This window comes from Corynebacterium nasorum (assembly GCF_032821635.1).
Taxonomy (GTDB): Bacteria; Actinomycetota; Actinomycetes; order Mycobacteriales; family Mycobacteriaceae; genus Corynebacterium; species Corynebacterium kefirresidentii.
The window spans coordinates 91,522-104,145 of sequence record NZ_JAVBIE010000001.1 but is presented as its reverse complement, the minus strand read 5'-3'; the positions used below and the strand labels follow the sequence as shown (position 1 = coordinate 104,145).

The 12,624-nt window shown below is 60.1% G+C and carries 13 protein-coding genes; 3 read left to right on the top strand and 10 right to left on the bottom strand.

The window, feature by feature from the left end:
* Nucleotides 1–6: 6 nt before the first annotated feature.
* Both era and RAE07_RS00490 read right to left on the bottom strand, forming a co-directional pair.
* On the bottom strand, nt 7–1,044 hold the full coding sequence (gene era / locus RAE07_RS00495) for a GTPase Era (protein ID WP_200288786.1): 1,038 nt from the start codon (nt 1,042–1,044) through the stop codon (nt 7–9).
* A 182-nt stretch (nt 1,045–1,226) separates the two neighbouring features.
* Nucleotides 1,227–1,373 (bottom strand): hypothetical protein, encoded by a 147-nt coding sequence (locus RAE07_RS00490; protein ID WP_234288166.1) that lies wholly within the window; start codon nt 1,371–1,373, stop codon nt 1,227–1,229.
* Between RAE07_RS00490 and RAE07_RS00485 the strand changes: the two genes are divergently transcribed.
* Complete coding sequence (locus RAE07_RS00485) at nt 1,372–1,752, top strand: hypothetical protein (RefSeq protein WP_200288785.1); 381 nt, start codon at nt 1,372–1,374, stop codon at nt 1,750–1,752. The genes RAE07_RS00490 and RAE07_RS00485 overlap by 2 nt on opposite strands.
* A gap of 84 nt (nt 1,753–1,836) precedes the next feature.
* On the opposite strand, the gene RAE07_RS00480 is transcribed toward RAE07_RS00485, so the two are convergent.
* The 8 genes from RAE07_RS00480 to hemW form a co-directional block, all read right to left on the bottom strand.
* Nucleotides 1,837–2,835, bottom strand: a complete 999-nt coding sequence (locus RAE07_RS00480) for a formamidase (protein WP_317001206.1) — start codon at nt 2,833–2,835, stop codon at nt 1,837–1,839.
* A gap of 293 nt (nt 2,836–3,128) precedes the next feature.
* On the bottom strand, nt 3,129–3,977 hold the full coding sequence (gene pdxY / locus RAE07_RS00475) for a pyridoxal kinase PdxY (RefSeq protein WP_200288783.1): 849 nt from the start codon (nt 3,975–3,977) through the stop codon (nt 3,129–3,131).
* Nucleotides 3,978–4,028: 51 nt separating this feature from the next.
* Nucleotides 4,029–4,646: an rRNA maturation RNase YbeY gene (gene ybeY, locus RAE07_RS00470; RefSeq protein WP_200288782.1), complete on the bottom strand. Its 618-nt coding sequence runs from the start codon at nt 4,644–4,646 to the stop codon at nt 4,029–4,031.
* Nucleotides 4,643–5,623 (bottom strand): PhoH family protein, encoded by a 981-nt coding sequence (locus RAE07_RS00465; RefSeq protein ID WP_200288781.1) that lies wholly within the window; start codon nt 5,621–5,623, stop codon nt 4,643–4,645. The genes ybeY and RAE07_RS00465 overlap by 4 nt, the downstream gene beginning before the upstream one ends.
* 23 nt (nt 5,624–5,646) lie before the next feature.
* The gene (locus tag RAE07_RS00460) at nt 5,647–6,408 is read right to left on the bottom strand and encodes a 16S rRNA (uracil(1498)-N(3))-methyltransferase (protein WP_284798753.1); all 762 of its coding nucleotides are present in this window, start codon (nt 6,406–6,408) and stop codon (nt 5,647–5,649) included.
* Nucleotides 6,408–7,559 carry a molecular chaperone DnaJ gene (gene dnaJ, locus RAE07_RS00455; protein ID WP_200288779.1) on the bottom strand — a complete coding sequence of 384 codons (1,152 nt, stop codon included), beginning with the start codon at nt 7,557–7,559 and terminating at the stop codon, nt 6,408–6,410. The genes RAE07_RS00460 and dnaJ overlap by 1 nt, the downstream gene beginning before the upstream one ends.
* 69 nt (nt 7,560–7,628) lie before the next feature.
* Nucleotides 7,629–8,678 carry a heat-inducible transcriptional repressor HrcA gene (gene hrcA / locus RAE07_RS00450; protein ID WP_200288778.1) on the bottom strand — a complete coding sequence of 350 codons (1,050 nt, stop codon included), beginning with the start codon at nt 8,676–8,678 and terminating at the stop codon, nt 7,629–7,631.
* A gap of 59 nt (nt 8,679–8,737) precedes the next feature.
* Complete coding sequence (gene hemW / locus RAE07_RS00445; protein WP_317001085.1) at nt 8,738–9,877, bottom strand: radical SAM family heme chaperone HemW; 1,140 nt, start codon at nt 9,875–9,877, stop codon at nt 8,738–8,740.
* 147 nt (nt 9,878–10,024) lie between these two features.
* On the opposite strand from hemW, the gene RAE07_RS00440 reads away from it, so the two are divergent.
* The gene (locus tag RAE07_RS00440; RefSeq protein WP_239207877.1) at nt 10,025–11,419 is read left to right on the top strand and encodes a hemolysin family protein; all 1,395 of its coding nucleotides are present in this window, start codon (nt 10,025–10,027) and stop codon (nt 11,417–11,419) included.
* Nucleotides 11,419–12,477, top strand: coding sequence for a CNNM domain-containing protein (locus RAE07_RS00435; RefSeq protein ID WP_284798752.1), 1,059 nt, complete (start codon nt 11,419–11,421; stop codon nt 12,475–12,477). The genes RAE07_RS00440 and RAE07_RS00435 overlap by 1 nt, the downstream gene beginning before the upstream one ends.
* Nucleotides 12,478–12,624: the final 147 nt, after the last annotated feature.

The window sequence follows — 12,624 nt, the reverse complement described above, 5'->3', positions numbered from 1 at the left end:
AGTGGTTTAAAACCCGAGCCTACCCAGCGACTTCGGGTCAGACTGCCAATTTTTCAGCACTTTAATGCGCAGGTCTAGGTATACGTTCTGGCCCAGCAACTCGATGATCTCCTTGCGGGCATTGCCCACAATGCGGCGGAAGCGCAGGCCATCCTTGCCTTCGATAATGCGCTTTTGGCCAGGCCGCTCCAAATACAAAATGGCGTGGATATCCAGCACACCCTCACGGGTGCGCGATGGCAACATCTCATCCACCTGCACCGCCACCGAGTGCGGCAGCTCCGCCTTCAAGCCGGATAATGCAGCCTCACGAATGAGTTCCTCGATGCGCTTTTCCTGGCCTTCATCGGTGATGTGATCATCTGGGTAGAACTTCGGGCCTTCTGGCAGGTGATCCACGATGACCTGCACGAGCTCATCAAGCTGTACACCTTCCTTGGAGGACACCGGGATGACTACCGCATTCGGGTCATCTTGGGAAAGTAGCTCGTGCAGGGCCAAAAGCTGTGCGCCTACCTGGTCTTTGCTGGCTTTATCCAGTTTGGTGACGATGCCGATGATCGGCGTCTTCGGCGCAATGGAGCGCACGTTGTCCAGGATCCAGCGGTCACCCGGGCCAATCTTCTCATCGGCCGGGATGGTCAGGCCAATGACATCCACATCGGCGTAGGTATCCTTGACTACCTCATTGAGGCGCTCACCCAACAGGGTGCGCGGGCGGTGTAGGCCCGGCGTATCCACGACGATTACTTGGGCATCTTCGCGGTGTACCAAGCCACGGATGGTGTGGCGGGTGGTCTCCGGCTGGTCAGCCGTAATCGCAATCTTCTGACCTACCAGGGCATTGGTCAGCGTCGATTTACCGGTATTCGGGCGGCCGACAAAGGACACGAAGCCGGAACGGAATCCTTCCGGGGTGTCGGTGTACTGCGAATAGTCAAGCGGGGCGGCCGCATTCTCGGCGCCTTCCGGCACGGCATCATCGGGGTCTTCTGGAAGACCCTCGAATGCCGCATCAAACTGTGCATCAAAATCAGAACTCATTACCCGCAATAATAGCCCACAGAGCCAAAATCTCCGATTAGTTCACGGCCAATTTCTACCAGCGGTACAGAATAGGGCTAATCTATGGAGAAACCTCTTCTCCCCAGCACAAACCGTGCTGCCTCCCCGGAAAGGCTCCTCCATGCCCCGCACCTCTCCTGCGCTCATTTTGAGCGCTGCTCTTACCCTCTTCCTCTCCGCCTGCTCCTCCCCGATTCCGAGCCATCAGCAGAGACGAGCACTACCTCTGCGACGACCTCTTCTTCGTCCGCCACCAGCTCTTCGAGTACGGCCTCTTCTGCTGCTACCAGCAGCGGCGAAGAGAGCATGCCTGAAGAACCTGCAAATAGCGTTGCTGCAGAGCCAGAGACCCAGGCCGAGGCTGCAGCTGCGGAGCCAGAGTTGCTGTATTGCGATGACGGGCTAGGCGCGTTTGGCCATTTTTCCGATGGCTCTTGGCACCCAACTGAGCTCTGCAACACTCCAGAGCTACAAAGAGCTGTTCGGGCTGAAGAAGTCTGCGGTGGTCCAGGCGGACAATATAAGTACCCCGAAGAATGGGCCGAGCTGTGCAATGGAGGCCTTCCGCCTTCAGATTCGCTTAATGACTATGGCGACGTAGATGCCGGATACACACCAGAGTCTGACGCAGTGTTAGATACGCCAGCCGATGCCGATACAGGTGCGGTAGAAGGCGACGAGTATTAGCAGCAAAAAGACCGCACGCTGGACAACACCAAAGCCCTGCGCCCGTCGAAACGGGTGCAGGGCTTGCCGCTAAATTAGTGAAGCTTACTTAAACTCGTCCGGCAGCGGGCCAAGCTGCGGGCCGTCCGGGTAGTACTTCCAGCCGTCCTTGATGCGGACGTCGTCAGCCCACGGGAGCTTGTATTCGCCCTTGGCCAAGTCCTCGACCCAGGTGAGATAGTTTTCGGTCTTGCCGCCGGGGTAGCCAACGTAGCCGCGGTTACCCAGGTTGAAGATGTTGTTTTCAAGGCCCCAGTTGATGCGCGCCTTATCGGCCAATTCTGGGAAGATTTCGGCAGTGACGATTTCGCCGGGATTGCGGTGGCCCTCAGAAATCATGTGGCCATCGTAGTTGCAGACGTTGCCTTCACCGAAGTAGTAGAAGGTGTTGTCATAGCCAGCCAGGTTCACCGAAGCAGTGAACATGAGGTTCTGGAAGGCATTGGTCTTATTGGTCATGATCCACTGATCCTGGGTCTGCGTGGAGTAGCCAGAAATGCGGATGTAGACGTTGGCACCCTTGTACGCGGCCTCGCGTGCCAGCTCGGGGAACATGCCATCGTGGCAGATGTTCACGGCGAGTTTGGAGCCCTTGGGGCCGTCGCAAACCGGCATACCCAAATCGCCTGGGTACCACGGTTCGATAGGAGTCCATGGCTGGAGCTTGCGGTAGTGCAGAGCAATCTCGCCATCGGAGTTGATGATGATGGCGGTATTAAACGGCGGCTTTCCTTCCTCATGGTTGGGCTCCATGATGGAGAAGACGCCCCAAACGTCATTTTCCTTACAAGCCTGCTTGAACTGATCTACCTTGGGATCATCGAGACCAATGAGGAATTCATCATAGGACCAAATCTTGGTGTTGAGACCGGAGGAAGAATATTCCGGGAAGACAATGAGATCGAGATCTGGGTAGCCCGCCTTGGTGGAGGCAACCATGCGGCAGATTTCATCCACGCTGGCTTGGACCTCCTCTGGGGTGTTAACCACGGGGACGGGGTACTGAATGAGTGCCATCAAAAGGCCGTCGGGAGAGGCGCTGATGCTTCGGTACTAGACATGGTGAGCTCCTTCTACTTGATGAGAACGTGACTGCCGCCATATTAATAGGGCATGGTGCGCCATACCACTTTTAAGCAGGCGTGGGTGTCTCATATGAGAGACTCGGAAAGTAATACAAGGAGCAGATAAAGAAAGCCGAGCTGAGGCTGCATCCTCAGCTCGGCCAAATCAAGCTAGACCTAGCGTGGCATTACGCCGCAGTGCTGCGCTAGGCAACCTAACCTCTCACTGGATAGGGTCCGCAACAATGGGCTTTCCGTAGAGATTGCCCAGGCCTAAAGCTCCTCCGCGTGGAACTGCATGCGCGGGTGTGCGAATACATCCTGAGACTGGATGAGCTGAAGCTCAGCAGTCTCGGCCTCATAGGTGTTTTCCAGCAGGTCGTAGACAGAGGAGGCGGTGCGGCGCAAGGACTCCTTAACGTCGCTGGTCTCGGTGTAGTGGCCGGTAAACAAGGCGGCGGTGACATCGCCGGAGCCGTTACGCTTAAACGGCAATAGTGGCGTGGACACTAGGAAGGCGCGGTCGCCGTCAACGGCGAGCATCTCAATCTGGCCCTCTGGAGTTTCGGGACGCTTGACGGAGGTAACCAGAACGGTCTTTGGACCGATTTCCTGCGCCTTCTTCACCGCGGCGAGGGTCTGATCGAGGGTACCGACCTCGGAATCGGTGAGGTAGCCCAGCTCAAATTGGTTGGGGGTGATGATATCGGCAACGGGCACAACGCGGTCACGCAGCAGCGGCGGGATCTCATCGGAGACAAAGCAACCGGACTTAGCATTGCCCATTACAGGATCGCAGGCGTAAAGCGCCTTGGGGTTAGCGGCCTTAATGCGGCGGACGGTTTCCACGATGGCGTCGGCAATGTCGGCGCCGCCCTGGTAGCCAGACAGAATGGCGTCAATCTGTGGGAAGGCACCGCGCTTTTCAATGCCATCGATAATGGAGGTGACATCGCTGGCCGGAATCATCGGCCCGCCCCAGTCACCGTAGCCAGTGTGGTTGGAGAAATTCACCGTGTGGACCGGCCATACTTCATGGCCGGCGCGCTGCAGAGGAAAGACGGCCGCAGAGTTGCCAACGTGGCCGTAGGTGACGTGGGACTGGATGGAAAGGATAGTCATAGGTTTCCATTGTGCTATGCGGCGCACGCGCTCACAAAAGAAAGCGAAAAATTATTCTTCCGGGCGATCTTGTGGTTCTCCCACCGCAGGTATTCCCCCACCGGGAACCTGCTTGTCCAGGTTGGCGCGTTCGGCGGCATCGGGAAAAGCCTTCGGCCCGGAAGGCTTGGGCTGATAAGCCACGCCACGATCGGCCACATCGTCGTACCAATCCGCAAGCAGCTCGTTTTGGCGGCCGAACATTTCCTTTTCCTCGGCCGGAGTGGAGTGGTCATAGCCCAGCAGGTGCAGGCAGCCGTGGACCGTAAGCAGGGCAAGCTCGTGACCTAGGGAGTGCCCAGCGGCATCGGCCTGGCGCAATGCGAATTCGGGGCACAACACAATATCGCCCAACATGGCCGGGCCTGGATCGGCGGCATCCGGGCGGCCGCCACCAGCAATCGCACCGGGGGTGAGCTCATCCATGGGGAAGCTCATGACATCGGTAGGGCCCTCCAGGTCCATCCAGCGCACATGGAGATCCTCGATGGTCTTCAAATCCACGCAGGTAATCGTGCACTCGGCATCGGGGTTGATGTCCATGGCCCCGAAGGCATAAGAGGCGACGTCAATCAGCATCTCCTCATTGACGCCTTCGAAGCCGGACTCATTGAGAAACTCGATACTCATTCCATTCCCTCGTATTCTGCGGCTTTCTTATTATCAAAGGTCTCATAGGCATTGACAATGCGCCCGACCAGCTGATGGCGCACCACGTCTTTCGCGCCTAGGTCCGCGAAGTGAATATCCTCCACGTTGCGCAGGATGCGGCGCACGATGCGCAGGCCGGAGACCTGGCCATGCGGGAGGTCTACCTGGGAGACGTCGCCGGTGACCACGATCTTGGAGCCAAAGCCCAGGCGGGTGAGGAACATCTTCATCTGCGCGGGCGTGGTGTTTTGGGCTTCGTCAAGGATGACAAACGCATCGTTCAATGTGCGGCCGCGCATATAAGCTAGCGGGGCGACCTCGATGATGCCGGCCTCCATGAGCTTAGGGATCATCTCTGGATCGAGCATGTCCCGCAGGGCGTCGTATAGCGGGCGCAGGTACGGATCAATCTTGTCATTGAGCGTGCCCGGCAAAAAGCCCAGCTTCTCCCCTGCCTCCACAGCCGGGCGGGTGAGAATAATGCGCGAGACCTGCTTGGTTTGCAGAGCCTGCACCGCCTTGGCTACCGCGAGGTAGGTCTTGCCGGAGCCGGCTGGTCCGATACCAAAGACCACCGTATTATCGTCGATGGCCTGCACGTATTCAGACTGGCCCACCGTCTTTGGGCGGACGGCCTTGCCACGGCGCTTGACGATGTCCGCCGCCAGCGCCGCCGAAACCGACTGCGGCGCCTCTACCGCCACCATGTCCATCGTGTGCTTGACCGTATCGGTGGATACGGCGTGGCCACGGCGGGCGATGGCTTCGAGCTCGTCGAGGATCTTCGCGGCGCGGGCCACCTCATAATCGGGACCGGTGATAGTAACGACATTGCCGCGGGCAAAAAGGTCCGCATCCAGGCGGTTATTGAGCACGCGCAAGTTATCGTCCGCGCTACCCAGCACGATGCTGACGTAGGCGGAATCTAGCTCACATTTCTTCGTGATGATAGGCACGTGCTTTAGGCTACCAGCGCCGGCTACCACCGCTGGGTGCGCATGCCGATTGCCGCCAGCGCCACCATTGCCGCGCTGGCTGTGCGCAGCACCTCCGGGCCGAGCTTGATAGGCGTGGCGCCGGCCTCCTTGAGGCGATCGAGCTCGGCGTCACCGATGCCGCCCTCGGGGCCGACGAGCAGAACGACATCGTCTGCGAGCGTGACATCCTTGATGGAGGCGGTGGCTTCTTCATGCAGGACAAGCACGGTGGGTGCAGCCGCCGCATCACCGGCGGCACGGTCGCGGCTGAGTTCTTGGACGAGCTGCGGGGTGGTCAGCGGGCCGCGCACCTGGGGGATGCGGGCGCGGCGGGATTGCTTGGCCGCAGAATCTGCGGCCGCCTGCCACTTGGCCACCGCTTTTGGTGCCTTCTTGCCGTCCCATTTGGCCACGCAGCGGTCTGCCTGCCAGGCGATAATCTCATCGGCGCCGGCTTGGGTGGCCAGATCCACGGCGAGCTCGGCACGCTCGGACTTCGGGATGGCCTGCACCACGGTCACCCGCGGGGTGGGCTCAGGCGTGGTGACGATGGACTCAACCATGCCCTCTAGGGAGTCCTTGCCCGTGGCGGCGGTGATGGTGAGGGTGAGGCGGATACCGGTGCCGTCGATAAGCTCGAGGCGCTCGCCCTCCCCCATGCGCTTGACCGTCACGGCGTGGCGGGCCTCCGGGCCAGAGAGGCTGAAGGCCTCGCCGGTGCGCGCGACGGAAAGGTCCGGGTGGATGAAGACGGGGAGCGACATTAGCGGCGGAACTTATCGCGGATGCGGCTGAAGAAGGATTCCTCTTGACCGTCGCCGGTGGTGCGCACGCGCGCGCCCTCGTCGCGGGAGTTGCGAATCTTCTCCAGGGACTCGCGGGTCTTGCGGTCCAGGTCCTTTGGCACGACGACGTCCACGTGGGCAAAGAGGTTGCCAAAGCCATCGGTGCGCAGGCGCGGCATGCCGGCACCGTCGACCTTGATGGACTCACCCGGCTGGGTGCCCGGTTCGATATCGATCGTGAGCTCTTCGCCATTGAGCTGGTCGATGGTGAAGTTGGTGCCCAAGGCGGCGTCAATCATCGGCACGCGCACGGTGAGGTTCAAATCATCGGCGTTGCGCTGGAAGACGGGGTGCTCCTCCGTGTGGACCTCAACATAGAGGTCACCGGCTGGGCCGCCGCCGTGGCCGACCTCGCCCTGGGACGCCATGCGGATGCGCATGCCGTCGTTGATGCCGGCCGGGATATTAACGGTAATATCGCGACGCTTCTTCACGCGGCCGTCGCCGGCGCAGTGGTTGCATGGATCGGTGATGACCTCGCCAAAGCCCTGGCACTTCGGGCACGGGCGGGTGGTCATCACGTTGCCCAAGAAGCTGCGCTGCATCTCCTGGATTTCGCCCATGCCATTGCAATTATCGCAGGTAACCGGCTTGGACTTGGACTCAGAGCCGGTGCCGCCGCAGGTATCACACAGCACGGCGGTATCCACGGTGACCTTCTTCTTCAAGCCGGTATAGGCCTCTTCCAAGGTAATGCGAGTGCGCAGCAGGGCATCATTGCCCGGTTGGACGCGGGACTTCGGGCCGCGGGAGCCGCCAGCACCGCCGCCAAAGAACTCGGCGAAGATATCGCCCAGGCCGCCGCCACCGAAGCCGCCAAATCCACCCGCACCGGCGCCACCGCCGCCTTGTTCCATGGGGTCGCCGCCCATGTCCACGATCTGGCGCTTTTGCGGATCCAGTAGGACCTCCTGAGCCAGCGCAGCATCGCGGAACTTCTCAGCCGCGGTTTCATCATCCGGGTTTAGATCCGGGTGATACTTGCGGGCCATTTTGCGGTAGGCCTTCTTAATCTCCTGGTCAGTTGCGTTTTTATCAACACCGAGGATGCCGTAATAGTCACGAGCCACTGTAAGAGATATTCCTTCTAATTCGTCTTGTTGGGGTTAACTTGAAAAAATAATGCGCGGCCAGCTAGTTTACTCGCACTGCTCGCCGGCCAAAATTTCGCTCACATACCGTGCAACGGCAGAGACCTTAGAGATTGTTCCCGAGTAATCCATAAAGGTAGGCCCCACCACGCCAAGGCCGCCGAGCGTGGCCACCTCATCGCCGGTGCCGAGACCATAGCCCGTGGCCACAACGGAGGCTTGGCGCAACTGGTCTTCTTCGTTTTCCTCGCCGATGACCACGGAGACGTTGCCTAGATCCGGCACGCGGGCAAGCAGCTTGAGGACGACGACCTGTTCTTCCAACGCCTCAATAATCTTGGGTAAACCTTCTGGGAACTCGCGGGCCACGCGCGTCAGGTTGGAGGCACCGGCCATAATCAGCCGGTCGGAGGGCTGCTCCACTAGGGTCTCGATGAGCGTGGTGGCCACCTTGAGCACATGGTGGCGGATATCCAAGGGAGCCTCGTCGACGAGGTGGGCAAGTTCCACGGAGGCGTCGCTAAGCGTCTTGCCCACCAGCGCACTATTGACGATGTCACGCAGGCGGAAGGTCTGATCCTGGTCAATGATTTCATCGAGCTCCACGTTGCGCTGGTCCACGCGGCCGTTATCGGTAATAAGCACCAGCAGCAGGCGCACTGGGGACAGCGCCACAACCTCGCAGTGCTTTACGCGCGAGACCTTAAGGTTGGGCAGCTGGACGACGGCCGCCTGCTTTGTCACCTGCGCCAATAGCTGCACCGAGCGACGCAGCACGTCTTCCAAGTCCACGCCGCCTTCCAAAAAACTGAGCATCGCGCGGCGCTCCGGGGTCGAAAGCGGCTTGACCTCATGGAGGGAGTCGACAAAATGGCGGTAGCCCTGCTGGGTGGGCACGCGGCCGGAGCTGGCGTGCTGTTGGGCGATAAGGCCCTGGGATTCCAGCACAGCCATATCATTGCGGATCGTGGCCGAAGAAACACCTAACTGGTAGCGCTCCAGCAGCGTTTTAGAACCGACCGGTTCTTGGGAGGCAATATAGTCCGCCACGATGGCGCGCAGGACTTCCTTGCGGCGGGCATCGGTTGAGGTAGACACTATGTCGCTCCTATTCGCTTGGCTCTTTCACGTGCTTTCGAGTGTAGACGGGACGAAGATTAGGTTTCTTCAGCGACGAGGAGATCGGTGATGATGCCATCGGCCAGCAAGCGGCCGGGCTTAGTGATGCGTACGCGTTCACTGGCGCGCTCGAGCAGGCCGCGGCCTATGAAGCGCTCGAGGGCGGGAGTGGCATGGGTATCGATCCAAGCCTCCGGGATACCTTCGCGCAGGCGCAGGCCAAGCATAACCTTTTCCATGTGGCGGTCGGCCTCAGTGAGCGCTTCGGTTTCCTTAATGGGCAGCTCACCGCGGCCAAGGGCGTCGATATAGCGCGAGGGGTGCTTGACGTTAAAGAAACGCTCGTTGCCTAAGTGCGAGTGGGCGCCGGGGCCTGCGCCCCACCAATTGCCATCTACCCAGTAGATGCGGTTGTGCTCGCACTCGCCACCAGGCTTGGACCAATTGGACACCTCGTACCACTCAAATCCTTCCGCTTCGAGGGTGGTAGAAATCATCTCATAGCGCCGGGCCAGCACGTCCTCATCAGGGGCGGGCAAGATGCCTTTGTTGACCTTGCGAGCCATGCGGGTGCCGTCTTCGACGATGAGCGAGTAAGCGCTGACGTGGTCCACGCCGGTCTCCAGCACGCGGTCTAGCGTTTCGCGCACATTGTCATCCGTTTCGGTGGGCGTGCCATAAATCATGTCCAGGTTGACGTGCTCGAAGCCGGCAGCTCGAGCCTCGCGAGCGGCGGCGAAGGCGCGTCCAGGGGTATGGGCGCGTTCTAGGACTTGGAGAACGCCGGGGGAAGCGGACTGCATGCCGAGGCTGATGCGGGTATAGCCGGCGTCGGCAAGCTGGGCGAAATACTCCGGTGAGGTGGACTCCGGGTTGGATTCGGTGGTGACTTCCGCCCCTGGTGCCAAGCCGAAGGTGGAGCGGACGGTGTTGAGGATCCGGGTCAGCCCCTGCCCGCCCAGCAAAGAAGGCGTGCCGCCGCCAATGAAGACGGTCTCGGCCGGGCGGCCTACGCGCGCGGCCGCCAACTCCAGCTCGCGGTCCAAGGCATCCAGATAAGGCCCGGTGAGATCGCGCGGGCTGCCGAGCTCTCCTGGGGTATAGGTGTTGAAATCGCAATACCCGCAACGAGTGGCACAGAAAGGAACGTGGATATACAGCCCGAAGGGTTCAGTCATGGATAAAACCCTAATAGGGCGGGAACAAAATGGCCGAAAGGGGGGTTAAGCATGTAGTATGTTTGCATCTTCCCAAGTAGAAAGGCACCCTCAGTGGAACCTCCCAGTCGATGTCCCTACCTCCTTCTAGGCGGTGGGGAGTAAATCATGTTATCGGCTATTTTGATGATCCTGGCCGGATTTGTAGTCATCGGCCTCATCATCGTCGCGAATGCATACTTCGTGGCCCAGGAATTTTCTTTTATGTCCGTGGACCGCACACAGCTGCGGTCCCAGGCTGCTGAGGGGGATAAGACGGCGCAGCGCGCGCTGGCTATTACCCAGCAGACCTCCTTCATGCTCTCCGGCGCGCAGCTCGGCATTACTATTACCGGCCTGCTCATCGGCTATGTGGCCGAGCCGCTCGTGGGCCAAGGACTGGGCGTCCTGCTCGGCGGCGTTGGTGTGCCGAGCGCAGTGTCTATTACCGTGGGCACCATCCTGGCGCTTTTCATCTCCACGATTGCAACCATGCTCTTCGCGGAGCTTTTCCCCAAGAACTACACCATCGCCGCCCCTATGAAGACGGCGCGCTGGCTGGCCTCCTCCACGCAGCTTTACCTGCGGCTATTCGGCTGGCTCATCCACTTCTTTGAGTACTCTTCCAATGCCATCCTCAAGGTTTTTGGCATTGAACCGGTAGAAGACGTGGACTCCTCCGCCACCGCCGATGACTTGGAATCCATCGTGGATTCCTCCCATGAGGCCGGCGATCTGGATGAGAATACTTATATGGTGCTCGACCGCCTGCTGGATTTCCCTGAGCACGACGTAGAGCATGCCATGATCCCGCGCTCCCGCGTGGACGTCATTGACCCGGACACCACCCTTGGTGAGGTTCGCGAGATGATGTCGTCCGATCACACCCGCTACCCCGTCATCGATGACGAACATAACCCGGTGGGCGTGGTGCATCTTATCGACGTCCTGGGAAGCGACCTTCCCGCCGCCACCAAGGCCACCAGCATCATGCAGGAACCCGTCGTGGTTCCTGAGCTGATGCCGCTGCCGGATGTGGTAGAGGAGCTGCGCGATAGCGACCAGAAGATGGCCTGTGTTATCGATGAATACGGTGGCTTTGTGGGCATCGTGACCATGGAGGACTTGGCCGAGGAAATCTTGGGTGATGTCACCGATGAGCACGATATCGAAGAAACCGAGGAAATCACGGAGCAGGACGATTCCCACTGGGTGGTAGATGGCGATACGCCCATTGATGAAATCGAGCGGGCCATCGGCCACGACCTGCCTGAGGGCGACTTCGAAACCGTCGCTGGCCTCGTCATCGCCCACTCCGGCGCGTTGCCAGAGGTCGGTGAGGAACACGCCATTCAGCTCGAGGCCGAGCCCGATGATTGGGTGGACCACGATGAGGCGCCCGTGCGCTCTATCCGCCTGCGCGTGCAAGAGGTGGACCGCCACGTGCCCTCCGTCCTTGCCATCGAGCTGGTGGAGGATTACCCCGACCAGTCCGATGATGACGACGAGAAGGAGGATGCATAATGACCGAATCTTGGTGGTTTAACCTCCTCGTTACCCTACTTATCATCGCCGCTTCCGGCTTCTTTGTGATTATCGAGTTCTCCTTGATGGGCGCTCGCCGTCACCGTTTGGAAGAGTATGCGGAAAATTCCCGTACTGCCCGGGCCGGCCTGCGCTCGCTCAATGAACTGACCATCATGCTTGCCGGCGCGCAGCTGGGCATTACCGCCGCTACCTTCGTGCTGGGTGCCGTGACCAAACCGTGGGTCCACCACCTGCTCATGGCCCCGCTCGAAGCTGCAGGCCTACCACTGGGCATTGCCGATGTCGCTAGCTTTATCCTCGCCCTCTTCATCGTCACCTTCCTTCACTTAGTGCTGGGTGAGATGGCGCCGAAATCTTGGGCGATCGCCCACCCAGAAACCGCACTGCAGGTCATCGCGGTACCCGCGCGCGGCTTCGTGTGGATCTTCCGCCCGCTGCTGAAATGGATCAATGTCATGGCCAATAAGCTCGTGGCCATAGCTGGCGAAGAGCCCGTCGATCGTGCCGGTGCAGCCGGCTACGATGCCGAGACCCTGCGTACCTTGGTCGAGCATTCCCGCGAAACCGGCGCATTGGATGATGACTCCGCCAACCAGATTTCCGATGTCATCGAGTTGGAAAACTCCACCGTTGGCGCCATGGCCCGCGCCCATGGCTCCGAGGTAGTGCCCCTGCCTTCCGACGCCACCGTGGACGATCTCCAGGACCTCGTCGTGCGCAAGAACATCATGCGCGTACTGGTCTTTCCTAAGGACTCCCGCGTTCCCCGCGTAGTCCACGTGCGCGATACCTTGCTGGCAGCTCCGGAGACCCCGGTCCTCGAGTTCTCCCGCCCTGCCCTGTCCGTGTCTTCTTCTACTACCGTGCAAAAGACCTTGGACCATATGCGGGCCCGCAACGAACAGCTCGTCATGGTGGGTAAGGCCGATAAGGACAATGCCGTGTGGATCCTTACCTGGGATGACATCATGGGCCAGCTGTGGCCGCAGATTACCGAGCAGCTAGACAAGGTCACCCCTCCCCCGGCCGTCTAAGTCCCGCTCGTCCCCGCCCGCGCCCGCTTCATTGTGTCCGGCGCGGGCTTCGCCGTTTTCGCACCCGCGCGCAAGGGATGTCGCCCTCGACTGTGGATAACTGTGGCCGTAACTTTCCCATCCGCCACTTCGCTCACTGGCTTTTCT